This is a genomic window from Pseudomonas sp. HY13-MNA-CIBAN-0226 (assembly GCF_040310305.1).
Taxonomy (GTDB): Bacteria; Pseudomonadota; Gammaproteobacteria; order Pseudomonadales; family Pseudomonadaceae; genus Aquipseudomonas; species Aquipseudomonas gregormendelii.
The window spans coordinates 47,522-72,508 of the sequence record NZ_JBEOPS010000013.1; the positions used below are offsets into that span (position 1 = coordinate 47,522).

The following is a 24,987-nucleotide window of genomic DNA, read 5'->3' on the forward strand; positions in this document are numbered from 1 at the left end:
ATAACCGCCGAATACGGGACCACGCCCGCAGGCATTTGCGCCCCGACCGCGACCCTTGCTATACAGGCAAACAAAGCGCCGACACTGCGGCCGTTAACAATAAAAACAAAACACAGGACTCGACTCGTGACGTTCATTTCCTACGCACAGAACTTCGAAGACATCCGCCTGTGGCGCGCCCTCAGAACCGTCGAAAACGGCTTCTACATCGACATAGGCGCCAACGATCCCGTCCACGACTCGGTCACCAAGGCTTTTTATGACCACGGCTGGACCGGCATCAACGTCGAGCCCGTCGCCAATTACCACCAGGCCCTGTGCGAACAACGCCCCAAAGACACCAACCTGCAATGCGTCGCCGGCGAAAACGCCCAGGACCTGACGTTCTACAGCATCGCCGACACCGGCCTGTCGACACTTGAACCCACCGTCGCGCAACAGCGTAAAGACGCCGGCATGGACGTGCGCAGCCACACCGTGCAATCGCGCACCCTGACCGCCATTTGCGAGCAACATGCCCAGGGCAAGCCCATCCACTTCCTGAAAATCGACGTCGAAGGCCACGAAGAAACCGTGCTGCGCGGCATGGACTTCAGCCAGTGGCGCCCGTGGATCATCCTCATCGAGACCCCATGGGAGCGCAACCAGTCCTGGGAAACCCCGCTCATCGACGCCGGCTACCAGTCCATCCTGTTCGACGGACTCAACACCTACTACCTCGCCGAAGAACACCTGAACCTCAAACCCGCCTTCGACATCCCGCCCTGCAACCTGGACAACTTCCAGCTCTGCCGCGGCCACACATTCAGCCACCCCCTCAGCGACGCCGACCAACACCTCGCCGCCGCTCTACAACGCGCCGAACAGGCCGAAGCGCAACTGCACGCCATCCAAAACAGCCGCACCTGGAAAGCCCTGCACAAACTCCGAACAGCACTGCGCCGCGCCTGACCCGAGGCCCGCTCAAAAATAGTCTGAATTCAGGGGTTTACAGAACCATTCCAATCGCTATAATCGTCGCCCAACACGCCGGTATAGCTCAGTTGGTAGAGCAACTGACTTGTAATCAGTAGGTCCCGGGTTCGACTCCTGGTGCCGGCACCATACAAAACGAAGCCCCTGCAGAAATGCAGGGGCTTTGTTGTTTCTGGGTCGCTTGTTTTTTGTCCGCACCTTGAAACTTTCGGGACCACCTACGGGGGCTACCTGAAAAGGGACACCTGTGGGAGCGAGCTTGCTCGCGATGAGGCCGCCAGCCTCACTGTAGATATCCAGTCATGACTATCTTGCTTCCCCTTCCCGCTATCTAACCGCCCCGCTGTTCGGCTGGCGCGCGAAAACTCTTGAGCGGTCGGTATGCCATCTACGATGTTCATTACACTGTCCGCTGGGATCCCTGTATCCCGCTCTACTTGGGCAGAAGTGCACGATGAAGCATTCGGCTGACTTCCTGCTTGATCCATCCAACGAGCCATTCTTTGGGGAAATAAACTCGCCAGGACGAGCCTATGCTGCCTATACCCCCCACCGGTCGCAACCGACACATTGCTGACGGTCAGCAGCGGCAGAAATCGGCCAAAAGCGGTCACTAGAATAGGTCGGGAATGTTGCTCGGCGGAGTTGCCCAATTGATCGTGGATTGACCTTGGGAGCATTTCCTACCTGATATCAGCCTCCTGAAGATAAAAGCCAGTGCGGTGGATATGCAGCATCAAAAGCTGGCAGAGCCTCCAGGCGAGCGAGCCATTTGGCAATTGCAGGATACGTGGACCGCACGTCATTGAACCTTAACTCCAGCGCCAGTACATCCGGGCGGATGCCCAGGCGCATAAGCATCAGTAGGTTGGGGACAACGGTAAAATCCGCCGCAGAAACCCGATCACCCGCCAGGTAATCGGTTACCCCCAATACGGCCTCAAGCCTCGCGAGCGATTCATGCACAGCGATGGTGGCGGCTGTCAGAGCATCCTTGCTATCTGGCTTAAGCCCTTGGCTCAGCGGCCGAACCACGCCATCGTCTATAAGGTCCCGCAATCCGTTCACAAACTCGAATATCCGTTGCCAAACAAGTCCAGTTTCGGCAGCGGTTACGCCAAACAATGGAGACTTCGGGTGCACGCTCTCCAGATAGGCCATGATTGCGATTGACTCACAGACAACAGTATCACCGTGCTTTAGAACGGGCACCTTGCCTTGCGGATTGAGAGTCAAAAAAGCCGAGCTTTTGTGCTCCTGCTTGCTGGCATCAAGCCGATGAGAGTTGTAAGAAACGTCTTTATACTCAAGCGCCAGCATCGCGCGCCAAGCGTTGGGGCTGCCGCTGATCCAGTAAAAGTCGTATTCCATTTTCAATCCTCTTCAGTGAGCATGCATAGACGATATCAACCGCTCTGGCCACCACCGTAACTCAGTGTATTGACGGAAGTACGCCGCGTCTGGTCCCAGCAAAGTCTTAAGTACTCAGAACCTTGAACCATGAACCATGAACCATGAGACTGATTTAGCCCACGAAATCGGTGATTGTCGTGCCCGCAATAGTCTCGGCGAATCCACCACCGAACAACCGGGCAGGCGTTTCAAAACCTGGCCTGCGCTCGCCGCCCAATACCCGTCGCGCGGCCTCAACGGCGGCAAGTGGCGTGTAGGAATAACCGTTGACGGTCTCGATCATCGACCGCGCAACCGTACCGTCAGCCCTTGATACCTCAGCCACTGCACGTGCGCGATGAGCATCACGTTGCTGAGCGCTCGGACCATCCGGTAGTTGTGATAGATCACCCTCAGGGAAGGCATCTCCAGAGATGTGTACAAACATTGCGATATTGGGAATCCCCGTCGAATGCCAACCTGTCACAAGGTCACCGAAGGACAGGGGTACGCACAGGACCGGGCCATCGCCAAAATCGAAGTGTCGTGGCTGCGCATCCGGCGCCGAAACGAGCTGACCGTCGACTCTCGCCAACAGGCCGGAGCCAATGATTTCAGCGACGCTCATTGCGGAACCCCGCGACATGGTGCCAGGGACCTGAAGTGCGACGTTCAGTGAGTGCGGTTGCAGTACACGTCGTGCGACATGCACAGCCAGGCAGTCCGTCGGTACGACGTCCCAGCCGACGCCGGGCATCAGCATGACACCCGCCTTCGCGGCGTGAGGACCCAAGCTGTCCGCGAGGCGATAAACGTTGATCTCGGCCGTGATGTCCAGATAGTTCACCCCGACTTTGATGCATGCGCGCATCAGCGCTTCAGCCGTTTGCGCGAAAGGCCCCGCAAAGTTCAGCAGCGTGTCGATACCGCCCAGAAAGCGCTCTGATCGGTCATCGAGCGTGAAGACTCGGTAAGGAACATCAAGAAGCGTGGCAAGGGATTGCAACCGTTCGGCATTGCGCCCGGCAATCTCGAAATTCAGCCCCAACATTTTGGCGCGTTCTGCCGCCATGCGGCCGGTATAGCCTGTAGCACCGTAGATGAGAAGTGTATTCATTGCGCGTGCTGCCAATTCTTGTAAACGAATTCAAGGCTGTAACCGTCAGGGTCAAGGACGTTGCCGGCGTAATAATTCGGGTCGTAATGCAGGCGTGCACCCGGCACACCGTTATCGATAGCACCAGCCGCCATGGCGGCGGCGTAGGCAGCGTCAACCTCGGCTTTGCTGCTCGCCACGAATCCAACGTGCACAGCTCGCCCTTCCACAACGCCTTCGCGCAACCAGAAAAACATTCGGCCATCGGCCCCAAAGCCCTTGAGGTCGGGGTGACCCGGAGGACCATCCCTGCCGTCGTAATCGAGTCGCGCGGTAATCCCGAGCGGAGTGAGTGCTGCGTCGTAGAAATGAATGGAACGTTCGATGTCGCTCACAGAAATAAAGATGTGATCCAGCATGGGATAGCCTCGCTTATTCAGTTGCTGATTCAGATGCTGTAACCACCCGCGACTTCGATAGTCTGGGCATTGATCCAGCGTCCCTCCTCGCTAAGCAGCATGGCGATAACGCGGCCAACCTCCTGCGGCTCGCCCACCCTGCCAAGGGCTGTTTGCGAAGCAAGCAGCGCCTCGAATTCGGCGTTCAGACCGCCGCCCAACTCAGTGCGGATCGCACCGGGCGAGACCGAATTCGCACGTATGCGCCGATCACTAAATTCTTTAGCCATGTAACGGGTGAGCACGTCCAGCCCACCTTTGAAAGCGGCATAAGGCGCCACGCCCGCCGTCGCTACACGCGTGGTTGCACTGGTCAAATTGACGATGCTCGAGTCAGTCTCCATCAAAGGAAGCAATGACTGGGTGAGGAAAAATGGACCTTTGAGATGCACGTTCAGCAGGCCATCAAACTGTGCCTCAGTGACCGACTCAAGTGGGTTGAACAGGCCATAGCCAGCGTTGTTGACCAAACCACTGAGGGTGGTCACGCCCCACGTTGCCTGTAATGTCAGCAATATCGATTCGCGAAACTTCTCGAAACTGCCGATATTGGCGACATCAAGTTCAACCGCGACGGCCTTGCCACCAGCGGCCTCGATACGATTTACAACTGAATCGGCGGCCTGCGGATTACTTTTATACGTGAGGATAACCCCCATGCCTCGCTGGGCGCAGTGTTCTGCCGCGCTGGCACCGATGCCACGACTGCCTCCGGTGATCAGGATAACGCTCATGGGGTGCTCCACTGTTGATCAAATGAGCTATCACAGTAACCATGATGCTGCGCAGGGGCGCAGCCGTTCCTACTCAAAACCTGCCTGTTTCTGCTTTTTGCTTGCACAGGGCTGACTCCTGGGATCAGCATGCGCTCATGAACAATCAATTGATCGAACTTCGGTCCTTGGCTTCCAAGGCCCAAAATCGCCGCACTGAAACGGGCATTCCACGCGTGGCCATGGTCCAGGGCAAAATCCCCGAGCACATGCTGGCCGCGGTCTACGATCCGATGATCAACCTGATCCTGCAAGGCAGCAAAACGATGACCGTCGGCGACCGCACATTGCGGTACGACCCGGCGACGTATTTCGTGATGTCCATCGAGTTGCCAGCGGTGGGAACAGTGCACCCAGCTAGCTCGGGCGAGCCGTATCTCGCAGTAAGTCTGACACTTGATCCTATGGTCCTGTCGACGCTGCTCGCCGACCTCCCCAAGCCCTCCGGGCGTTACGATAACGATCCAGGATTCTCGGTAGCCGCCGTTACCCCCGAATTGATGGACTCCTGGGTACGTATGTTGCGATTGATGGACCGCCCCGAGGATATAGCGGCCCTTGCACCCGCTTACGAACGGGAGATTCTGTATCGGGTTCTGCAAGGTCCAAACGGCTGGATGCTGCGTGAAATAGCGGCTCCTGATACCGCGATGGCCCGAGTAAGTATGGCTATTCAGTGGATTCGTCGAGACTTCGCCCAGTCCATTAGAGTGGACACCCTTGCCCAAAAAGCGGCGATGAGCGTGTCCGCCTTCCACCGCCACTTCAAAGCCGTCACTACCTTAAGCCCGTTGCAGTATCAAAAAAGGGTTCGATTGCTACAGGCTCGGACGCTCATGGTGGTCAATGCCCAGAGTGTCACGAGCGCTGCCTTCGAGGTCGGCTATGAAAGCGCGACTCAGTTCAGCCGTGATTACGCGCGGGTATTTGGTCTGCCTCCTGCACGAGATGCTGCAAGAATCTTGTTGGAGACCAGAGGCGCCGTTGGCGGATAAGTCGAGCACCCACATGTTGGTGTTCCAACGACCGGAGGGGGTGTACGGTGCACATCTAGCAGAAACCGCACCGCTATGCCGCGTCGAGCACAAGTGACATGCAACTGCGGACGCCGCCGATAGGTTTTCCCCCTCACGAGTCGCAGGAGCGCATTTTTGGACCAACTTCTCGCCATGCGGGTTTTCATACGAATCGCAGATGCTCGCTCCTTTGCGAAAGCGGCAGACTCGCTCGATATTCCTCGCTCGTCCGTCAGCAAGCTACTTCAAGACCTTGAGCAGCATCTGGATGTAAAGCTCATAGAGCGCAGTACGCGCTCATTCACCATTACACCGGCAGGTGAGGCTTACCGGGAACAAACCCTGGGTCTCCTGGCCCAACTGGACGAAATGGATACGGCCGCAGGGGACGCCCGTGCGAGCCCGCACGGCAGGCTGCGCGTTGACGTCGGTTCGTCACTGGCAAATCTGGTCATCATTCCTGCGCTACCTGAATTTCGAGCACGTTTTCCGGATTTAGAGCTGCTTCTGGGTGTCAGTGATCGCCCTGCCGATCTCATCGGTGAGGGCGTCGATTGCGTGATTCGAGGCGGTGCTTTGCCTGACAGCTCACTCATCGGGCGACACCTTTGCAGCATTGATTACGTGACATGTGCCACTCCCGCTTATCTCACGAAACACGGAATCCCGCTGCATCCCCAGGAACTCGAAGAGCGGCATCAAACCATTCGTTATTTCTTTCCGCACACCGGCAAATCATTGCCTCTGCACTTCAGTCGAGGGGACGAGAAGTACGAAATCAATGGGCACTCAGTGATGAACGTCAGCGAAAGTACCGCCCTCACGGAAGCGGTGTTAACAGGTTTGGGAATCGGCCAGATTTTTCGCTTCAGCGCGCGTGCGCATTTCGGCACGGGGCGGCTGGTTCCCCTCCTGGAAGACTGGGTTCAGCCCTCACATCCGATCCAGCTTGTATATCCGGCAACCCGCCACCCGAGCGCAAAACTTCGCGCCTTTGCCGATTGGGCAGTCGAACTCTTCAGTAGAAAAGACTGCAAGCCCGGGTAGCTTTCTTGGCCGCAAGAAACGTCCGCTGTGACACATCCATTACGCTCGGCCGGTATTTCTCCATATACAGATTTGATTATCCAGTGGCGTGGATTAAGTCTCTATTCTGGCGGGCTTCTGCCGTGTGTTGAGCCGCCCTAGACTCGATTCAGGAGGCTGACCTGACTTCTTCGGATCCGCCGCTCCTGACGCTAGGGAACATCACCATGCAGGATAGACTTGACGGCAAGATCGCCCTTATTACCGGCGCTACCAGCGGCATCGGTCTGGCCACTGCGAAACTGTTCGCGGCTGAAGGCGCACACGTTTACATAACCGGTCGCAACCGGGATGCCCTTCAAGCGGCCCAGGACGAAATAGGCGGCAACGTCACCAGCGTCCAGGCGGACTCGACCAACAGCGCGGATCTCGACCGTTTGTTTGATCAAATCAAGGCCGAAGCAGGCCGCCTCGATGTGTTATTCGCCAACGCCGGTGGCGGGAATATGTTGGCTCTGGGGCAGATCACCGAAGACCACATCGACGAGACCTTCGGGCGAAATGTAAAGGCTACGATCTTTACCGTTCAGAAAGCGTTACCCCTCATGGCCAAGGGCGCCTCGATCATCCTGGCGGGCTCTAGCGCCAGCATTGAGGGCACCGCTGCATTCAGTGTCTATTCCGGGTCTAAAGCTGCTGTTCGCAACTTGGCGCGCAGTTGGGCACTTGATCTCAAAGGGACTGGCATTCGTGTGAATGTATTGAGCCCAGGCCCCGTCCGCACACCATTCCTCCTCGACTTCGCTGGCGACGATCCCGCCCAGCAACAGGGCATGCTCGACTATCTCAGTACACGCATCCCCTTAGGCCGCGTCGGTGAGCCAGAAGAGATCGCCAGAGTCGCGCTGTTTCTAGCGTCTGACGACGCCAGTTTTGTGAATGGAGCGGAAATTTTTGCAGATGGCGGCCAGGCGCAAGTCTGATGCGCTCACCACCTGTTTTTCTCTAACGGACAAGGAACAATGCCATGAATCTCTCACCGATTATTTCCAGTTTTGAAGAGACACACTGGAAGGATTTCCCCGGAGCACCTGAGGTTAAGTATTTCGACGTCGAAGGCTCGATCACCGCGCCCGGCCCTTTCATTGCCCGCGTCAAGCTCCCTACTGGCCTGGCGGCAGCGCCACATTCTCATCGCGCGCCCTTCGCCGAGCGCAACACAGTGATCTCCGGCACCCTCCATGTCGGAGTGGGCGAAACGTTCGACAGAGCCCGTTGCGTGGCACTCAAACCAGGTGGCGTCGTTGTGTTTCCACCTGGCCTATCGCATTTCACGTGGAATGAAGATGAAACCGTCGTTCAAGTTCACGGTGAAGGTCCGTGGATAAGCGCTGACTGAGTAAAATAGACAGAGCCAGCTGACGTTCTGGCTGGCTCTGGTGACTATCGAACTTGCTTGTGCGGGAAGCGTGCAAAAATCCATATCGCTCCGCCTAACGCGCCCACTGCGCCTAACCACACGGCGCTCGCAACGCCATAGTGATCGACAGCTAATCCTCCCAACAGCGCCCCGGCCCCCATTGCGAGCTGAGCGATGGAAACAAACAGCGCTGCCACGCTTTCCAGACGATCAGGCGCAGCCCTGAAAATCCAGCTCTGAATGGCAATGGGCAACATCCCGAATCCGAATCCCCACGTGACGACAGCGGCTATTGCGGGCAATGGATCGTCGCCCATGGCACCGAGCAATAACATCGCAGAACCTAACAGCAGCGATGTTCCCAGCACTGCCAGACGCACATCACGTTCGACACACCATCCGCAGAACAAGTTGCCGAATATCCCGGCAACGCCATACCCCAATAAGAGCAAACTCAGCTCACTCGATTCAATCCCGCTGATTTGATTTAGATAAGGCGTGATGTAGGTATAGGCCGCAAATTGTCCGGTAAAGATGAGGATCACGGCCACCAGTCCCACCTGAACTTTAGGCAGTCTCAACACCGCCGGAATTTGCGCGAAACCCGACGACTTTTCCGGACGGATCGATGGCAGCAGCAGTACTAACGCGATGACGACCAGTGAGGCCAATGCAGCAAAAGCGCCAAATGCCATTCGCCAACCGAACAAACCTCCGAGCAGCGTTCCTGTCGGGATGCCTGCAACAGTTCCAAGCGTAACCCCCGAGAAGATAATCGATGTCGCCCGGCCCACCGCGTCGGGCCTCAACCTCGGGCCCAGCGCTACACCGATAGTCCAGAACCCGCCCACCGCAACGCCAAGCAGGACGCGGCCCGCTAACAGAACGAATAATCCGTTTGCACACGCCATTAGTGCGTTGGACACGACCAATAGACTGAGTAGGACCCACAGCACGTGTCGACGATCAAATGACTTGGCCAAACTGATCGTCAAAAGTGCCGAACAGGCCGCAACGAGACCGGGAATAGTGATCATGAGGCCTGCTTGCCCCTCACTGATTGCCAGATCATTAGCAATTTGAGGGAGTAGTCCGACAGGCAAGAACTCGGCGGTAACAAGCGCGAACGCCCCCACACCAATGGCTGCCACCGCGCTCCATGGAGCGGGGGCTGGAGAAGGAATAGACGTGGGGGATGAATCGGAGTGTAGATCTGCTGCAACTAAGGATTGTGTCATTATCTGGAACCTGAACACCTACAGACGCACGTCACCGTGCGCCTACAGCTTTAATCGGTGGTGTTTAGTAACCAACCCCTCGTACGCCACCCGAAGCCCGGATGGATTCGCCGGTGACCCAATGCGAATCCTCGGACGCCAGGAACACGGCCAGCGGTGCAATGTCCTCTGGCTCTCCAAAACGACCTAGAGGTGTGCCAGCGATGAGATTTTCTCCAAATTCACCGGCGAAGTTACCGTCAGTGGCTGGGGTGTTCGTGTGACCGGGCAAGATCGAGTTGACTCTGATGCCGCGCGGCCCCAGCTCTCGGGCCAATGCGAAGGTCAAGGTATCGACCGCGCCCTTGGTGGCCGAATAGACACTGGATGCCAGATACGGATCGGTGCTGAGGATGGAACTGATATTGATGATGCTGCCTGATTGGCCCAACAGCTTGACGGCCTCTCTAACCGCAAGAAGATAGCCCAGCACATTGAGATTGAATTGCTTGTGGAAGGCTTCTTCTGTGAGGTCTTCAATCATTTGAAAGACCGCAAGACCTGCATTGTTCACGAGGATATCCAGCGTCCCGTAGTCGATTCTGACGGTGTCAAACAAACGCGTCACATCGGCGGCCTTGCTCATGTCTGCTTGAATGGCAACAGCTGCGCCGCCCTGCGCTTGAATCTGTGCCACAACCGCATCGGCGTCAGTCTTGCTTGACGCATAGTTCACTACGACAGTGGCACCCGCCGCACCGAGCGCTCTGGCTATACCTGCGCCGATACCTTTTGATGCGCCTGTTACTACAGCAATTTTCCCATCGAGCTTCATAGGGGAACCTCTTCTAAGTTGAGTAATGTTTTGCTGAGAGACACGCACTCAGATTTTCAGGGGCCTGAGCGCTGGTGCCGCTTGCTAACAGTATTTGCTTAATAGAGGGTCCGACGTTTGCCGGTTTTTCGCACATCCTTGCCTATTCTTCTCGGGTAGCTTGCTTTGCTGTCGGATGTAGACCATGTTCAAACGCATGAACAATTCAATGCAAGAACTGCGCAGTATCGTGATGCGCGCAGATAACACGTGGACAGATACCGGGCTGCCGCGTGTGGCAATGGTCCAGGCCGAAGTCTGTGCAGATCAGGTCTATCAGCCGATGCTGCACCTGGTTCTTCAGGGCTCCAAGACACTGTCCATCGGCGAGCAGGTTTTTCATTACCCAGCGGGCAGCTATTTCCTCGTGCCCGTGGATGTGCCCGCCACCGGCGAGATTTACCCCAGCGGACCTGATCTCCCCTACCTCGCGATCAGCCTGACACTGGACCCCAATGTGATTGCCTCGTTGTTGGTTGAGGAGGGCAAAGCAGATAAGGCGTCAACCAGCAGTTGCTTTAATGCCGTGACGGCCCCTGCCGAAATGATTGATGCATGGCTGCGCATGATGCGTCTCATAGACAAACGGCACGAAGCTACGGTACTGGCACCGATGATCGAACGAGAGATTCTGTTTCGCGCTTTACAGGGGCCTCTAGAAGGAATACTGCGTGAAATCGCTCGCCCGGACGGACGGCTGGCGCAAATCCAGCGGGCCACCCTATGGATCCGTGAGCACTACACCGAACCCTTCCGTGTAGTACCGCTCGCCGCGATGACCGATATGAGCGTCGCTGCCTTCTATCGGCATTTCAAATCCATCACAGCGATGACCCCCATTCAATACCAGAAGAGGCTGCGCCTTCTCAGGGCACGCTGGTTACTGTTGTTCGATACTCTCGATGCCACTTCCATCGCTTACTCCGTGGGTTATGAAAGCGCCTCGCAATTCAGTAGAGAGTATGCCCGCCTCTTTGGCTTGCCACCTGTGCGGGACGCGGCGAGATTCAAATCCCCATAGCCGCAGCGCATAGCGCCGCACGTAGTTAATTGAACCCAAATCTGTGAACGGTAGTTCTGGGGCGGATAGGCAGAGCGTTGGCTCCGCTTGTGGAGAGCCTAATCCTAATACCGAGCCCGGAATTTTCTCTTCTGTTTAGGCATAGCACTAGGCTACTGTTGAGTCAGACCCACATCCGTGTGTTGCAAAGGGACTGACCAATGGAAGGATTACGACATGGCTAGATGCACGGCACCATCAAGAGGCCATCGCTCAGCAAGCGCGGCAGCGGACTGCCCCGCATGCAGTAGCCGCTATAGCCGTCACAGTTCAAACTCCTATTCGCCCTCATCCTACTCCTCGTCGAGCAGCAGCGGAGGTAGCTCTGGCAACAGTGGCGGCGGTGGCGGCAAGTCCAGCAGCAGTTCAAGGCCGCGCTGGTCGAGAGCGGGTTCGTCCGTGTCGTATACGTCTACCCAAGTGCAGTCACTCACGCCAATCCGCCAAACTGTTGAGACGCGAGCAGCGCAGCAGCCTGATCTTCGTGACGTCTTCCTGTGCCACGCGTGGGACGACCGTCAGGGGCCGGCCAAAGAGCTGCACGAATTGCTCGTGGCGGCTGGTGTCAAAGTTTGGTTCAGCGAGAAGGACCTTGGCCTCGGCGTTCCGATGATGCGCGCCATCGACAAGGGCTTAGCGAATTCTCGAATTGGGCTTGTGCTGGTGACCCCTGCGCTGTTGGCCCGCCTCCCCAAAGAGAGCGTCGCCGACAAAGAGCTTTCGGCACTCCTGGCAGGTAATCAGCTCGTTCCCATCGTGCACAACACGACGTATGAAGCTCTACGCAATGTCAGCCCCTTGCTCGCTTCCCGAAGCGGTCTGGACACTGAAGAAGACTCAATGGCGGTGGTTGCGGCAAAAATCGCCGAGCTGGTCGCGCTCTAGCTCTATTGCCCACCCAGGTTCGCCATGCGGCTGTTCGGAAAAGTTCGCTCCAACCCCTCGGTCAACCAGACCTAACTCCGGAAGACCGGTTAGCTCCAACGGTAGTGTCCGCTTTTAGTCCCTATCTGCCCTCTGCGAAGGGCAGCTTAGGGTCGATTTCAGCCGGTCGAGGAAGACAGAAATCGGCCAAAAGCGGTCGTTCCCAAGCGGCGGCTTTCGACCCTAGCAGCCCTTCGCTAAGGCGCGCTATCCATTCTAGTGGTGAGTTGAACTTATGAAATTTTACGCCAGTGGTCCCTCGATACCAGATGTTTTACTAGAGCGTTGCGATGCCGGTCGCGTGGTGTTTCTATGTGGTGCAGGAGTCTCAATTCCGTCTGGAATGCCCACATTTATCGGGTTGACTCAATACGTCATCGAGTTCTTCGGCCCGCCTGACGATTCGGAAATTATGACCTCGTTTCTGCCGTGGTTGATTCGTGAGTCGGATTCGAACGTGCCGCTGGACCAGATTTTTAACCTTCTTCATTTAGAGTATGGCAAGGATGAGGTTAATGCCCTGGTCACAGAGAGGTTAAGTGTTTCTTTGGAAGTTCATGATTTTGGGCGGGAACACAACCTCATAAAACGCATTTCTTCTAGTCAGGGTGGAATGCCACAGATCGTAACGACAAACTTTGATAGGTTGTTCGAGTTGCCGGGTGACGCTGGGCAACTGAAGTTGCATGTTCCTCCTGCTTTCCCAAATCTTAATTTTGGCTTGAATATAGAAGGTGTTACCTATCTGCACGGAAGACTAGTAGATACAACCGCAGAAAGTCACCCTTATGTCTTAAGTAGCGCCGATTTCGGGCGGGCCTATCTTTCCGAGGGCTGGGCGACAAACTTCATTAGGCATCTCCTTGAGCGCTATACGGTTGTTCTGGTTGGTTATAAGGCCGAAGATCCGCCGGTAAAGTACCTGCTTCAAGGGCTAAATCATGATGGCCAATATGATCGATCCAAACTCTACGCCTTTGACCGGGGGACAGTTGAAGATGTCGAAGTCAAATGGCGTGATCGAGGTGTTACTGGTATCGCTTATTCCGATCACTCAGACTTGTGGAAAAGCATGGAGGCTTGGGCTGAGCGGTCCGATGATCCGCGCAAGTGGCGTTTATCCACGATTGCTAAGAGTCAGAGGGATCCAAAGGAATTAATGCCCCATGAGCGAGGTCAAGTTGCTCATGTGCTTCGCACTGTGCGGGGTGCGAGAGCGTTTTCAGAGGCTGAGCCTGTACCACATCCAGAGTGGATATGCGTGATGGATGCTAATGTCCGATCAGGCGAGAAGAGTAGCGGTTATGGGAGTGAAAGAGAAACATTTGATCCTGTTTTCCATTATGGGCTTGATGATGATCTGATAGATATCTCTGAAAATGAGCGCAGGCAAGGGGTCACTAATGACAATCTTCTTGTGTGGCGTGAGGAAGATGATAATCCGCACGACTCCCATCGTTTGGGTGGACGACAGGTGGAGGGCTTAGAGAGTACGCCAAAAAGGCTTGGCCACCTTATATCTTGGATTTGCAAGTCTATCAATAGTCCTGTTTTGGCCTGGTGGGCAGTTCGCCAGAATGGACTGCATCCTAGGTTGCTTCACCAAATTCAGTGGCATTTGAGGCATTCCAAACTCCTCTCCGAACGTGCTCGCCATTTATGGCGGCTACTTGTTGAGCATCATCAAGACCCTCGCAATCGTCGATGGAATGGTGAGTGGTTTGACTTTAAAAACTTGATTGATGCAGAAGGTTGGACCCCTAATGCTCTACGAGAGTTTCGGAGATTCGCGACGCCAAAACTGCAGATTAGCCTCCCGTCCGGCTTAGGGAAGTCAATGCCTCCATCAGCATCTTGGGAGGAAATAGATTTTGACGACTTAGGGCGGTTTGAGGTCGCGTTCCTTGATCGGAACAATGAAGAATTACAGGTTCCAGATAGTCAGTTAAGTCAGGTTTTTGGGATTTTGGAACACCAGTTGAGTGTTGTTCCCAGCTTGCTGGAAGATGTCGACGTTAAATTCTTCGACACACCTACCTGTTATCCAGAGCGTGATATAGGTGGGCGGGAGCGGGTCACAAGTACAGCTGAGCCTATGATTTGGTTCGTTCAGCTTTTTGACAGGATGGCTTCCACCTGGCCAGAGATTGCAAGAGCGCACGCAACTATCTGGTCTATGGATGAGCAATTTTTCTTTAGGAAGTTAAAGTTATACGCGTTTAGTAAGGTTGATATCTTTGATGCGGATCATGTAGCGCAGGCGGTTTTGGGCTTGAGCCAGGAGGCATTGTGGGACACTGACGTGGTTCGTGAGCTGCTTTTTTTGCTTAGTGATCGGTGGGCAGAGTTTTCAACTGAATACCAGAGAAGAATTGCAGAGCGGATCATCGCCGGTCCCGATCAGCAATCTCACTGGTCTGATGAAGAGTTTCATGAAGTCAGAGACAGGATTGCGGCCAAATATGCTCGATATCTCGAAATTCAGGGCTGCAATTTGACTGGCGACCTCAGTCAGCGGCTTAAGGAAATTATTAGCGGGATTTCTGAGTGGAGCGACGGGTGGGCAACCTCTACAGTAACCATACATGGTTCGAGGGTAGGTTGGGTGGGTACTGACGAAGCTCCCGACAAACTTATGAATGTTCCCGTTAACGAAGTTATTCCCAAGGCTAAAGAAGACCATCAGCGCGACTTCGGCAGCTTCACTGATAAGCGACCTTTTGCAGGATTGGTGAAGGCCAATCCTAGGAAGGCGCTTACTGCGCTAACACTTGAAGGTAAGAGAGGTGAATACCCAAGTGCGTTCTGGAACTCCATGATCAACGATCTTCCAGCGGATATTTCCCCCAGACTGAAACGATTATTTATAAATAGACTGGCGCGCCTTCCGAACGTAGTTGTAGTAGAGCTGCGATACGTATTGACAAGATGGCTGGAGCAAAATATTAGGTCTGTCTTGGATTTTGATAGCGCCCTCGCTTGGGCTGTCTATGACAATGTTGTCAACGGAATTTTTAGTGGTGATCCTGATGCTACTGAGAGCGGGGTGGGTGAGGTTCACCGTGGTGGGAAGGCTGTCGAGCGATCACGTCGCACTTACAACTATGCAATCAATGGTCCCATTGGTATGTGCGCCGAAGCTCTTCTTCATGCACTTTCAAGTAATCAGCAGGGCGCGAATTCGTTAATCCCAGCTAACATAAAGTCTCGTGTTGAACGGCTTTTTTCTGCCCAGGGAGAGGGCGCGGATCACGCTGTTTCTATCGTGTTTCGTGAATTGAACTGGCTTATGTTTGTCGATCCAATTTGGACTAAGCATAAACTTGTCCCAATGTTATCGTTCGATCATCCAGTCTCAGAGCCTGCTTGGAATGGATTTCTTCATGTAGATATGCCCGCAACTGAATTAGTAGAGGTCATTAAGCCACTATTGCTTAATTTAATTCCGTGGATTAACGGTCTGTCTTGGGAACGCGATCTATCTCAGGTAGCCTCTCAATGGTTGGGGTTGATGAGGATTTTTCATCCGGATAGCCCACGCGGGCTTACACGAAGCGAAATGCGCTCGGTTCTTCGGGACATGTCCGACGATGAGCGAAATCAGTTCATTTTCTGGTTGGGGCTAGTTGGGCGGAAGAATGAAAACGGTTGGGTAGAGCACGTGATCCCATTTATTAATATGGATTGGCCAAGGGAGCGCCGATATAGGACATCTGCTTCGATAAAAGCATGGATCGGCCTACTTGATGATACGGGCGAATATTTTCCAAAGGTGTATGAGGCGGTGAAGAAATTCTTGGTGCCGGTGGAGATAAGTGACCATCCGTTTTATCGGTTTACCCTGGATGTCGGTGAAGAAAGACCGATTGCCGTTCTTTATCCTGAAGTTACGCTCGATCTTATGCACGCAGTTACTCCACAGGTGCTGACCAGAGCTCCTTACGAATTACCAAGCATACTTGCGTTGGTAGTTGAGAGCGCTCCTAGCCTTCAATCGGATACGCGCTATTTGCGCCTAATTGAACTTGTAGAGGCAAGCTGAGAAACAAGATAAATAACTAGGGTCGGGAGCATGGGGTGCTTTCGACCTTAGGGGTTAGGCTCAAGTCTCAACCGACCTGCACTACTGCGCTAACCAGGACTCTATTGAATTGGTCCCGTACTCAGCCATCCATTTCTTCAACACTTTATGGTTGGGCAATCCCTTTGGCTAGTAAGGTGTGAAGTGCAGTTGCTAAACCACTTGTGGCCGATTCCTGACTGTCGCGAAGCCTAAAACGCTCTAATGCAGCCGCGGCAATGGCTAATAGGCTTACTGCCAATCCGAAAAACACTGTAATCAGGCGAGAAACCGGTCGAATAGTTTTCTCAGAAATACATCGCCTGCCATAGAGTCTGAAAGCAAGTAATGCCCAGACCAATTGTCCCAACCCGACGCAAGGCTGAACTCAGCACACTGGAAATCGTGGTGCATTTTTTCACTAACCATTGTGACGTGCGAGCCTACGCGTCAAGGCCATCGATGAGCCAAAAGGAGCGCAGATGACCTCATCCTGCGAATTTCAGAAGTCAGCCCAAAGTTGTCGGTGGTTGCAGGGGGAGGAACGCTCGCGATACCCTGACGCCGTCGCTGCCAATTCAGCGACCGGGCTTGGTAACCCGAGGTAAATCACTGCGCAACAGTGCTATGCGTTCGCAGGCGCTTTTTTTTCGCCTGCAATATGCGTTATGGCGGCTGTGCGTGGGACGTCTTCGGACGTGCCGGTTTCCTTGATTTCCCGGTTTACCAACCTGCGCACAGCTGTCACCCATTCGCTTGGTAACGAATTGTGGCAGCTCTTCAAATTAAGGAGCTTCACTATGCGCAGCATAAATCCGTTCGAAATTTGGCTTTCCCCTCTACGCGGCTCCCGGTTGCGTGACGTCCCACCATCTGCCCTCCTCCACAGCCTCTCCATCAACGGAGGTGGCAAATGACCGACAATCCCGAACTCAAAACCATCGGCTTCACCCCCGCAATCTACCTCGGTAATCAAGCGATGTTTCACGTCATTGGTGGTGTGCCCATTGCCGATGCGTTATCGATGGCTTCGGATTTTCTCTGCCTTGCCAAGTCGCTGACTGAGGATGCGGCTTATGCGAAGGGCAATGGGCGGCATGCTTGGGCTGCGCATTATCTGGTGTCTATGGGTAAGGCGTTGGTTGATGATTCGGTGAAGGTTTTGATGCGGGAGCGAGGGGTTTCTGGGGGTTAGTCAAAGGTGGGCTTGCGATGGTGCTGCGTCATTTGGGTTTGTTGTGGATGATCTGGCGCTATCGCGGGCAAGCTTTGCTCCCACAGAGGTATTTCCCACAGGGGGTCATCCAAATCGGGCCTTCTGCAGCAGGGCTCCTGCTGATTCGGGCCCCGGGCGAGGGGCAGTGAACAGCCAAAAGCGAACGGTGCGTAAATAATGTCTGCGGCGCTCGGCTTAAAACGCAAAGCTTATCCCTTGGGTCTACCAAACCAGCCCTCCGCCGGCTATTAGTGGATCCCCAAAAGACAAAACATCCAATCCGTCCGATAATCGAACGCTTTTACAGCAATATAAGTCGTTGATTTTAAATAGCTTTATTTGTTATTTGAAAAAATATAGATCACATGTTTCTGTAGTCCACTTCTCAATGGATCCATAAATTGATTGACTGCCACCACACGGTGTCAGGTACCCCACCTGCCCGCCCATAAAAATAACAAGGGTGTCTGTCGTGATGAGTGACTTCTCAATCTGGCTCAAGCCTTGGCTTGCAGCCCCTTACGTCTGCTATTCCAGCCTTACCTGTGCACAACCTCGTCTCGAGGGCCAGCCATGACCGTCGATCTCAAGAGAGTGGTGGACGAGCGCCCCATGGCGCCGTTCCAGTGGCTGGCCGTGGGCATCTGCATTGTCCTGAACATGATTGATGGCTTCGACGTGCTGGTCATGGCCTTCACGGCCTCTTCGGTGTCTGCCGAATGGAGCCTGAACGGTGCGCAGATCGGCCTGTTGTTGAGCGCCGGGCTGTTTGGCATGGCGGCAGGCTCTTTGTTCATTGCCCCATGGGCGGATCGATTTGGTCGTCGCCCTTTGATTCTGTTTTGCTTGCTGCTCTCCGGGGTCGGGATGCTGTTGTCGGCGCTGACCCAGACGCCCTTGCAGCTGGCGCTAATGCGCGGGCTGACCGGCCTGGGTATTGGCGGGATCCTGGCCAGCAGTAATGTGATTGCCAGTGAGTACGCCAACAAGCGCTGGCGAGGATTGGCGGTGAGCCTGCAGTCCACCGGTTATGCCTTGGGCGCGACGCTTGGGGGCTTGTTGTCGGTGTGGCTGCTGACGCACTTTGGCTGGCGCTCGGTGTTTATCTTCGGTGGCGTCGTGACCCTGGCGGTGATTCCCCTGGTGCTGCTGTATTTGCCTGAGTCGCTGGATTTTCTGATCGCCCGCCGTCCCGTCAATGCCTTGGCCCGGATCAATCGTCTGGCCGCCCGCCTCGGCCAGCCGGAGCTAGGCGCCCTGCCCGTCGCCATGACAGCGCCGACTTCAGGCCGCGGACGCTTGGCGCAGTTGCTCTCACCAGCGTCGCGGCGCACTACGCTGCTGATCTGGTTGCTGTTCTTCCTGGTGATGTTCGGCTTCTACTTCGTGATGAGCTGGACGCCGAAGCTGCTGGTCGCGGCGGGGCTGTCGGCGCAACAAGGGATCAGCGGCGGGGTGTTGCTGAGTGTTGGCGGTATTTTTGGTGCGGCATTGATTGGTGCCATGGCCTCGCGCTGGCGGCTGACTCGGGTGCTGTCGCTGTTCATGTTGGTGACCGCAGGCTTGCTGGTGTTGTTCGTCGGCTCGGCTTCATCGGTGTCAATGGCGCTCAGCCTGGGGCTGTTGATCGGCCTGTTTGCCAACGGCTGTGTGGCGGGCCTGTATGCGTTGTCGCCGATTGTCTATGACGCTTCGGTGCGCGCGACGGGGGTGGGTTGGGGCATCGGTATCGGACGCATTGGCGCGATTCTTTCGCCGACGGTCGCCGGCCTGTTGCTGGACGGCGGCTGGCAACCCCTGCACCTGTATGGGGTGTTTGCCGTGGTTTTCGTCATCGCCGCCGCTGTGCTGTTGGCACTGCGGCCTGCCGCCCAACCACAGCCTGGCACCCAGCTCAGCCAGGCCTGACACCTTTGCAAAGAGGTAGCGGGGCCGTCCCCGCTACTGACTACATCCTTCAGGAAAACAACAATAATGACTTACCTCTCCTTCCCTCCCCGGGCGCTGCTCGGCGGTGCAATAGCGCTTGCCCTGATTCCTTCGGCGCAGGCTGAAAGCAGCGGTTTTTTCGAGGATTCGAAGACCAGCCTGACGCTGCGAAATTACTATTTCAATCGTGATTTCAACGATCCCGGCGCCAGTAAGAGCAAGATCGAGGAATGGGCCCAGGGCGCGATCCTCAAGTTCAGTTCCGGTTATACCCCGGGTGTGGTCGGCTTTGGCCTGGACGGTATAGCGATGTTTGGCGTCAAGCTCGACAGCGGCCCTCAACGCTCCGGATCGGAGCTGCTGCCGGTGCACGACGATGGTCACGCCGCTGACAACTATGGGCGCGCGGGGGTGGCGGCAAAAATGCGTGTTTCCGACACTGAACTGATGCTCGGCGAGCTCATGCCGGATATTCCGCTGCTGCGCTACGATGACGGGCGCCTGCTGCCACAGACCTTCCAGGGCACCACGCTGGTGTCCCGAGAGCTCCCTGGCCTGAGCCTGCAGGCAGGTCAATACACCGCCGTGAGCCTGCGTAACTCCTCGGACATGCAAGACCTCTCGGCCTGGGCGGCTCCCACCGTCATGTCGGACAGTTTCAACTACGCGGGCGCCGAATACCGTTTCAACGAACAACAAACGCTGATTGGCGCCTGGCACTCGCAACTCGAAGACATCTATCAGCAAAGCTATCTGAATCTGCTGCATAAACAGAAATTCGGTGACTGGACCCTCGGCGCGAACCTGGGCTATTTCATCGACAAGGATGACGGCAGCGCGCTTATCGGCAACGTGCAAAGCCATACCGCCTACGGGCTGTTCTCGGCCAACCTGGGGGGCCATACCCTGTATCTGGGGCTGCAAAAAGTCAGCGGCGATACCGGCTGGATGTCCGTGTATGGCAGCAGTGGGCGCACCCTGGGCAATGACATGTTCAACGGCAATTTCAGCAACGCCGATGAACGTTCCTGGCAGGCTCGGTATGACTACAACTTCGTCGCCGTCGGCATTCCCGGCCTGCAGCTGATGACCCGCTACGGCCATGGCGACAACGCGACGACCAAGGCTGGCAGCAATGGCAAGGAATGGGAGCGCGACACCGAGCTCAGCTACACCCTGCAAAGTGGCCCGCTGAAGAACCTCAGCCTGCGGGTGAACAACGCCACCAACCGCCGCAGTTTCAACAGTGACTTCGACCAGACCCGTGTGATCGTCAGCTACCCACTGTCACTCTGACCTCCGCCCAGGGGCGCCTGGCGCCCCTGCATCTCCCCCTCTCCTTGCGTTACTATGGCGACCCCTCACTGGAAGTCGCCTGCATGAGCAAACCAGGTCAAATGGTGCTGGTCGCACTGCGCAAAATGATCGCCTCGGGCGAGCTGGCGGCCGGCGAACGGCTGATGGAGATTCCGACGGCGGAACGCTTTGGCGTCTCGCGCATGCCGGTGCGCATGGCCTTCCTGACCCTGGAACAGGAAGGCTTGCTGGTGCGCCATGGCGGGCGCGGCTATCAGGTACGCTCGGTGAGCGCCGACGATATCGCCGGCGCCGTGGAGGTACGCGGGGTGCTGGAGGGGCTGGCGGCGCGGCAGAGCGCCGAGCGCGGGTTGAGTGAGCAAGCGCAGGCGGCGCTGCTCGAATGCCTGGTGCAGGGCGATGCGCTGTTCGACAAAGGCTTTGTGACCGAAGAAGACCTTGAGGTATTCCATGACCTCAACATGCGTTTTCATCAGGTGATCGTCGCCAGCAGCGCCAACCCGGCCATTGCCGAAGCCCTGTCGCGCAACGACCATCGCCCTTTCGCCTCAGTGTCAGCGCTGGCGATCGATCGCGAAGACATGGCGCGTGAATACCGGCGCTTCAACTTCGCGCACATGCAACACCACTCGGTCTACGACGCGCTGGTCAGCCGCCAGGGCGCACGCGCTGAAGCCATCATGCGTGAACACGCCAACGCCACGCTGCGCTACGCCGAAGTGTTCGGAGCAATCGGTAATGGCGAGCGGGTAAAAGTCATCGCGCGCGGCGAATGACCGGCTCGTTCAGAGATCCAGCACCAATAACGCGGATTTGGCCCTCGAACAGCAGGGCGTGAACTGATCATTGGCCGCTTGCTCGTCTTCGGTGAGGAACAGGTCACGGTGATCCGGCACCCCCTCCAGTACACGGGTCAGGCAGGTTCCGCAGACGCCCTGCTCACAGGAAATGGCAATCTCGACACCGTGGCTTTCCAGCACCTGGACCACCGTCTTGTCGGCGGGAATGTCGAACACCTGCCCGCTGCTGCCAAGCTTGACCTGGAACGTCCCGTCGCCGGCGGTATCCACCGGCGCCGCGGCGAAGTATTCACGGTGCAACTGCCCATCGCTCCAGCCCTGAGCCTTGGCGCTGTCGAGTACATGCTGCATGAAGCCTGAGGGGCCGCAGACATACAGGTGCACGTCAGGCTGCGGATTGGCCAGAACCCTGGCGGCGTCGAGGCGAGAATCGGCTTGTTCATCGAAATGCAGGTGCACACGATCGGCAAAGGATGCCCCTTTTAGGCGCTCGACAAACGCCGCACGTTCACTGGAGCGAGCACAGTAGTGCAGCTCGAAATCGGCGCCGCTGTGGGCCAGTTGCTCGGCCATGCACAGGATCGGGGTGATGCCGATGCCGCCGGCGAACAACAGGCTGCGTCGTCCCTCGGCCACCAGCGGGAACAGATTGCGCGGCTCACTGATCATCAGCCGATCGCCACTGTTGATCTGCTCATGCAGGCTCTGGGAACCACCGCGCGAGGCGGCGTCCCTGAGTACGCCAATCACGTAGCGATGGCGCTCTTGCGGGTGATTGCACAGCGAGTACTGGCGGATCAGCCCGCCGGGCAGGTGCACGTCGATATGGGCCCCGGCACTGAAGACGGGCAATGCCCCGCCTTGGGCACAGGTCAACTCGTAGCTGCAGATATCCAACGCTTCGTTGTTGCGGGATGACACGACGACTTCAATCATGGCGCACCTTCAAGACCGGCCACCGCAGTGGCCGCGAACAGGATCTTTGGGAGGGGACTGGCGTAGCGCGAAAGGCAATGCCCTTGGCTATTTGGCCGCTGCAATCAGCTCGACCGACGGTGCTCGTTCAAGGGCGATGAGACGTTCCAGCACGCGCCTGGACTGCACGCCCCCGGCATCGATGTTGAGCTTGAGCAAGTTGCGTTCGGGATGGGCCAGCAGGTTTTTCTGCTGCTGCTCGAGCATGTCGAGGTCTTCGCTGAAAATCTTACCCTGGCCCTCGCGAATGCTGGCGGTCAGGGCATCGTCGCCGGGATTGAAATTGCGTGCCATGCCCCAGAAGTACCAGATCGACGTTTCGGTCTCCGGGGTGATGAAGTCGACCACGATGCTCGCGGCCTTGTGTTGCGGCTCGGCGTGGTAACCGCCCTTGCCGGCGTGGGCCACGCCCACCTCGATCAACACGTGGCTGGGCGGGCTGAAGCGGCAGATCTGCCAACGGTCTACCGGCACGTCGTCGGCCAGATTGTTGCCGCGCAGGGCCATACGCCAGAACGGCGGGGCCATGATGTTTTCCATGTGCCGCTCGGTGACCACCTCGTTGCCCTGGACGGTGGTGACCGGCGCCGCTTCATCGATCTCTTTCTGGCCGATGCTCGAAGCGTGTACGTAGGTTTCGTGGGTGAGATCCATCAGGTTATCGATCATCAGTCGATAGTCGCAATTGATATGGAACAGCCCACCGCCGTAGGCCCACTCATCACTCACAGCCCATTCCAGGTGGTGGATCAGTGCAGGATCAGCCTTGTCCTGCTCCCCAGGCCAGACCCAGATGAAGCCGTAACGCTCTTCGACCGCGTAAGTCTTGTTGCACGGAAAACCCCGTACGCGCTGACCCGGCATTTCGACGGTCTTGCCGTCGCAGCCCATGACCAGGCCATGGTATCCACACACCAGGTTGCCGTTGTCGACATAACCAAGCGAGAGGGGAGCACCGCGATGAGGACAAAAATCCTCGACAGCGGCAACGCGCCCCTCAAGGCCTCGATAGAAAACGATTTTCTCACCGCATATTTGCCGCCCCAGAGGCTTGGAAGCGATCTCGTCAGGGGTGCAGGCGACATACCAGGTGTTTTTCGGATACATGAAGATCTCCAGCGCAGGCTTGTTTTTATGGATCCATTAAATAGGAGTATTCTCAAATCAGTCAAGCGTTAAGCCTGAAAATAGGCATTAGTGGATCCATTAAGCACTGGAAAGCTCGGGAGTAGACCGTTATCAGAGTTCGAAATACCAAGGCCGCATTCTCGGATCGCAATACAAACTGAGCACCGAAGAACGCGTTCGACGCTGTGGGCGTGAAGCGGTATCGGAGCAAGTGCAGGCCCGACTGGCTGAGGGGTCCGAGACCTGGGCGTTAGGTATGCACGCTCGAAGGCACGATCGTCAGAAATACCCACGATGTACACCATCAACCCGACAGTCGATATCCAGACTCTCCTGGGCTCCGTCAGCGAATCCCTGGCATCCGCCAGCGTCATCACCATGGACATCGCCGACCGCGAAACCGGCCCAAGCCGCAACTCCCTATTGGGCGTTCACCAGATTCTCATGCTGGCAGAGCTCTCGGTGAACCGGGCTCTGGATCAACTCGACCCGATAGCCTAAGCGTTCCGTTGCGTGAGATAGGGTCTGCAGGTAAACCTGTTTCGACCCCGCAAAACAAAGCCCTCAAACGAGGGCTTTGTTTGTCGAAGGCTGCAGCACCAAACCTCAGTGCCCAGCGCTCTGCCCACCGTCAACATGCAAAATCTCGCCAGTAACAAACTTGGCACTATCCAAATACACCACAGCCTGCGAAATATCGTCGATCTCGCCCATGTGCCCCATCGGATGCAGGCTGCCCAGCGCCGCATGAGTCTCCTCACCATGCATCGGCGTCTTGATGATGCCAGGCGAGACCGCATTCACCCGAATCCCGCGTTTGGCGTACTCGATGGCCAGGGATTTGGTAGCCGCGTTCAAGCCGCCTTTGGTCAACGACGCCAGTACCGAAGGCACGCCATCAATCGCATGATCGACCAGGCTGGTGGTGATGTTGACCACATGCCCTTTGCCTTGCTTTTCCATCTCGGTGATGGCGAGTTGGGTGATGTAGAAGAAGCCATTCAGGTTCACCGACAGCACGGCGGCGTAATCTTCGGCGGTGTAGTCCGTGAACGGTTTGGCGACGAAGATCCCGGCGTTGTTGACCAGGGTGTCGATGCGGCCGAAACGGGCGATGGTTTCGCGGATGACTTGTTGGGCTACTTCAGGTTCGCCGATGTCGCCGGCCACGGTGAGGATGTCCGGATCGGTGGACGGTTTGATCGAACGCGAAGTGGCAACCACCTGGTAGTCCAGATCACGGAAGGCTTTAACCATGCCGGCGCCGAGGCCTTGGGATGCGCCAGTAATAACGATGACTTTTTTCGAATTGCTCATGATGAACCTCTACT

24 protein-coding genes and 1 tRNA gene are annotated in these 24,987 nt (G+C 56.2%); 14 read left to right on the forward strand and 11 right to left on the reverse strand.

The window, feature by feature from the left end; translation table 11 throughout:
* The first annotated feature begins 126 nt into the window (after positions 1 to 126).
* Positions 127 to 951, forward strand: coding sequence for an FkbM family methyltransferase (locus tag AAEZ05_RS15715; RefSeq protein ID WP_350647962.1), 825 nt, complete (start codon positions 127 to 129; stop codon positions 949 to 951).
* Positions 952 to 1,028: 77 nt separating this feature from the next.
* Positions 1,029 to 1,104, forward strand: a tRNA-Thr gene (locus AAEZ05_RS15720).
* Between the two features lie 564 nt (positions 1,105 to 1,668).
* Here the strand turns inward: AAEZ05_RS15720 and AAEZ05_RS15725 are convergent.
* The 4 genes from AAEZ05_RS15725 to AAEZ05_RS15740 form a co-directional block, all read right to left on the reverse strand.
* A complete protein-coding gene (locus AAEZ05_RS15725) occupies positions 1,669 to 2,346 on the reverse strand; it encodes a glutathione S-transferase family protein (RefSeq protein WP_350647964.1) in 678 nt (225 codons plus the stop codon).
* A gap of 154 nt (positions 2,347 to 2,500) precedes the next feature.
* On the reverse strand, positions 2,501 to 3,484 hold the full coding sequence (locus AAEZ05_RS15730; protein WP_350647966.1) for a saccharopine dehydrogenase family protein: 984 nt from the start codon (positions 3,482 to 3,484) through the stop codon (positions 2,501 to 2,503).
* Positions 3,481 to 3,882 (reverse strand): VOC family protein, encoded by a 402-nt coding sequence (locus tag AAEZ05_RS15735; protein WP_350647968.1) that lies wholly within the window; start codon positions 3,880 to 3,882, stop codon positions 3,481 to 3,483. Before AAEZ05_RS15735 ends, AAEZ05_RS15730 begins: the two co-directional genes overlap by 4 nt.
* A 29-nt stretch (positions 3,883 to 3,911) precedes the next feature.
* Entirely contained in the window at positions 3,912 to 4,655 is a 744-nt protein-coding gene (locus AAEZ05_RS15740) for an SDR family NAD(P)-dependent oxidoreductase (RefSeq protein WP_350647970.1), read from the reverse strand.
* 137 nt (positions 4,656 to 4,792) lie between these two features.
* On the opposite strand from AAEZ05_RS15740, the gene AAEZ05_RS15745 reads away from it, so the two are divergent.
* The 4 genes from AAEZ05_RS15745 to AAEZ05_RS15760 all read left to right on the forward strand — a co-directional run bounded on the left by AAEZ05_RS15745 (position 4,793) and on the right by AAEZ05_RS15760 (position 8,135).
* Positions 4,793 to 5,689, forward strand: a complete 897-nt coding sequence (locus AAEZ05_RS15745) for an AraC family transcriptional regulator (protein WP_350647972.1) — start codon at positions 4,793 to 4,795, stop codon at positions 5,687 to 5,689.
* A 156-nt stretch (positions 5,690 to 5,845) separates the two neighbouring features.
* Positions 5,846 to 6,757 (forward strand): LysR family transcriptional regulator, encoded by a 912-nt coding sequence (locus AAEZ05_RS15750; RefSeq protein ID WP_350647974.1) that lies wholly within the window; start codon positions 5,846 to 5,848, stop codon positions 6,755 to 6,757.
* Between the two features lie 206 nt (positions 6,758 to 6,963).
* Positions 6,964 to 7,719, forward strand: a complete 756-nt coding sequence (locus AAEZ05_RS15755; protein WP_350647976.1) for an SDR family NAD(P)-dependent oxidoreductase — start codon at positions 6,964 to 6,966, stop codon at positions 7,717 to 7,719.
* A gap of 44 nt (positions 7,720 to 7,763) precedes the next feature.
* Entirely contained in the window at positions 7,764 to 8,135 is a 372-nt protein-coding gene (locus tag AAEZ05_RS15760) for a cupin domain-containing protein (RefSeq protein ID WP_350647978.1), read from the forward strand.
* A gap of 44 nt (positions 8,136 to 8,179) precedes the next feature.
* Here AAEZ05_RS15760 and AAEZ05_RS15765 read toward each other — a convergent pair whose 3' ends face one another.
* Together AAEZ05_RS15765 and AAEZ05_RS15770 are read right to left on the reverse strand one after the other, a co-directional pair.
* Positions 8,180 to 9,394: an MFS transporter gene (locus tag AAEZ05_RS15765; RefSeq protein WP_350647980.1), complete on the reverse strand. Its 1,215-nt coding sequence runs from the start codon at positions 9,392 to 9,394 to the stop codon at positions 8,180 to 8,182.
* A gap of 64 nt (positions 9,395 to 9,458) precedes the next feature.
* Entirely contained in the window at positions 9,459 to 10,208 is a 750-nt protein-coding gene (locus AAEZ05_RS15770; protein WP_350647982.1) for a glucose 1-dehydrogenase, read from the reverse strand.
* A 208-nt stretch (positions 10,209 to 10,416) separates the two neighbouring features.
* On the opposite strand from AAEZ05_RS15770, the gene AAEZ05_RS15775 reads away from it, so the two are divergent.
* Positions 10,417 to 11,268 (forward strand): AraC family transcriptional regulator, encoded by an 852-nt coding sequence (locus tag AAEZ05_RS15775; protein ID WP_350648070.1) that lies wholly within the window; start codon positions 10,417 to 10,419, stop codon positions 11,266 to 11,268.
* A gap of 332 nt (positions 11,269 to 11,600) precedes the next feature.
* Here AAEZ05_RS15775 and AAEZ05_RS15780 read toward each other — a convergent pair whose 3' ends face one another.
* Positions 11,601 to 11,741, reverse strand: coding sequence for a hypothetical protein (locus tag AAEZ05_RS15780; protein ID WP_350647984.1), 141 nt, complete (start codon positions 11,739 to 11,741; stop codon positions 11,601 to 11,603).
* Between AAEZ05_RS15780 and AAEZ05_RS15785 the strand changes: the two genes are divergently transcribed.
* Positions 11,728 to 12,192 carry a toll/interleukin-1 receptor domain-containing protein gene (locus AAEZ05_RS15785; RefSeq protein ID WP_350647986.1) on the forward strand — a complete coding sequence of 155 codons (465 nt, stop codon included), beginning with the start codon at positions 11,728 to 11,730 and terminating at the stop codon, positions 12,190 to 12,192. The two genes, AAEZ05_RS15780 and AAEZ05_RS15785, sit on opposite strands and share 14 nt — an antisense overlap.
* Positions 12,193 to 12,466: 274 nt before the next feature.
* Complete coding sequence (locus AAEZ05_RS15790) at positions 12,467 to 16,273, forward strand: SIR2 family protein (RefSeq protein WP_350647988.1); 3,807 nt, start codon at positions 12,467 to 12,469, stop codon at positions 16,271 to 16,273.
* 81 nt (positions 16,274 to 16,354) lie between these two features.
* Here the strand turns inward: AAEZ05_RS15790 and AAEZ05_RS30765 are convergent, their stop codons facing one another.
* Positions 16,355 to 16,432 carry a hypothetical protein gene (locus AAEZ05_RS30765; RefSeq protein ID WP_371851362.1) on the reverse strand — a complete coding sequence of 26 codons (78 nt, stop codon included), beginning with the start codon at positions 16,430 to 16,432 and terminating at the stop codon, positions 16,355 to 16,357.
* A gap of 772 nt (positions 16,433 to 17,204) precedes the next feature.
* On the opposite strand from AAEZ05_RS30765, the gene AAEZ05_RS15795 reads away from it, so the two are divergent.
* The 4 genes from AAEZ05_RS15795 (at position 17,205) to AAEZ05_RS15810 (ending at position 21,529) form a co-directional block, all read left to right on the forward strand.
* Positions 17,205 to 17,486 (forward strand): DUF3077 domain-containing protein, encoded by a 282-nt coding sequence (locus AAEZ05_RS15795; protein WP_205893566.1) that lies wholly within the window; start codon positions 17,205 to 17,207, stop codon positions 17,484 to 17,486.
* Positions 17,487 to 18,080: 594 nt separating this feature from the next.
* Positions 18,081 to 19,415: an MFS transporter gene (locus AAEZ05_RS15800; RefSeq protein WP_350647991.1), complete on the forward strand. Its 1,335-nt coding sequence runs from the start codon at positions 18,081 to 18,083 to the stop codon at positions 19,413 to 19,415.
* A 66-nt stretch (positions 19,416 to 19,481) separates the two neighbouring features.
* Entirely contained in the window at positions 19,482 to 20,732 is a 1,251-nt protein-coding gene (locus AAEZ05_RS15805) for an OprD family porin (protein WP_045061351.1), read from the forward strand.
* Between the two features lie 83 nt (positions 20,733 to 20,815).
* Positions 20,816 to 21,529: a GntR family transcriptional regulator gene (locus AAEZ05_RS15810; RefSeq protein WP_045061350.1), complete on the forward strand. Its 714-nt coding sequence runs from the start codon at positions 20,816 to 20,818 to the stop codon at positions 21,527 to 21,529.
* Between the two features lie 9 nt (positions 21,530 to 21,538).
* Here AAEZ05_RS15810 and AAEZ05_RS15815 read toward each other — a convergent pair whose 3' ends face one another.
* Both AAEZ05_RS15815 and AAEZ05_RS15820 read right to left on the reverse strand, forming a co-directional pair.
* Positions 21,539 to 22,489, reverse strand: a complete 951-nt coding sequence (locus AAEZ05_RS15815; RefSeq protein WP_045061349.1) for a PDR/VanB family oxidoreductase — start codon at positions 22,487 to 22,489, stop codon at positions 21,539 to 21,541.
* A gap of 87 nt (positions 22,490 to 22,576) precedes the next feature.
* Entirely contained in the window at positions 22,577 to 23,635 is a 1,059-nt protein-coding gene (locus tag AAEZ05_RS15820; RefSeq protein ID WP_350647993.1) for a Rieske 2Fe-2S domain-containing protein, read from the reverse strand.
* A 315-nt stretch (positions 23,636 to 23,950) separates the two neighbouring features.
* Here AAEZ05_RS15820 and AAEZ05_RS15825 point away from each other — a divergent pair, with 315 nt between their 5' ends.
* Positions 23,951 to 24,157, forward strand: a complete 207-nt coding sequence (locus AAEZ05_RS15825) for a DUF6124 family protein (protein ID WP_350647995.1) — start codon at positions 23,951 to 23,953, stop codon at positions 24,155 to 24,157.
* A 105-nt stretch (positions 24,158 to 24,262) separates the two neighbouring features.
* On the opposite strand, the gene AAEZ05_RS15830 is transcribed toward AAEZ05_RS15825, so the two are convergent.
* Entirely contained in the window at positions 24,263 to 24,973 is a 711-nt protein-coding gene (locus tag AAEZ05_RS15830; protein ID WP_350647997.1) for an SDR family NAD(P)-dependent oxidoreductase, read from the reverse strand.
* Positions 24,974 to 24,987 lie beyond the last annotated feature (14 nt).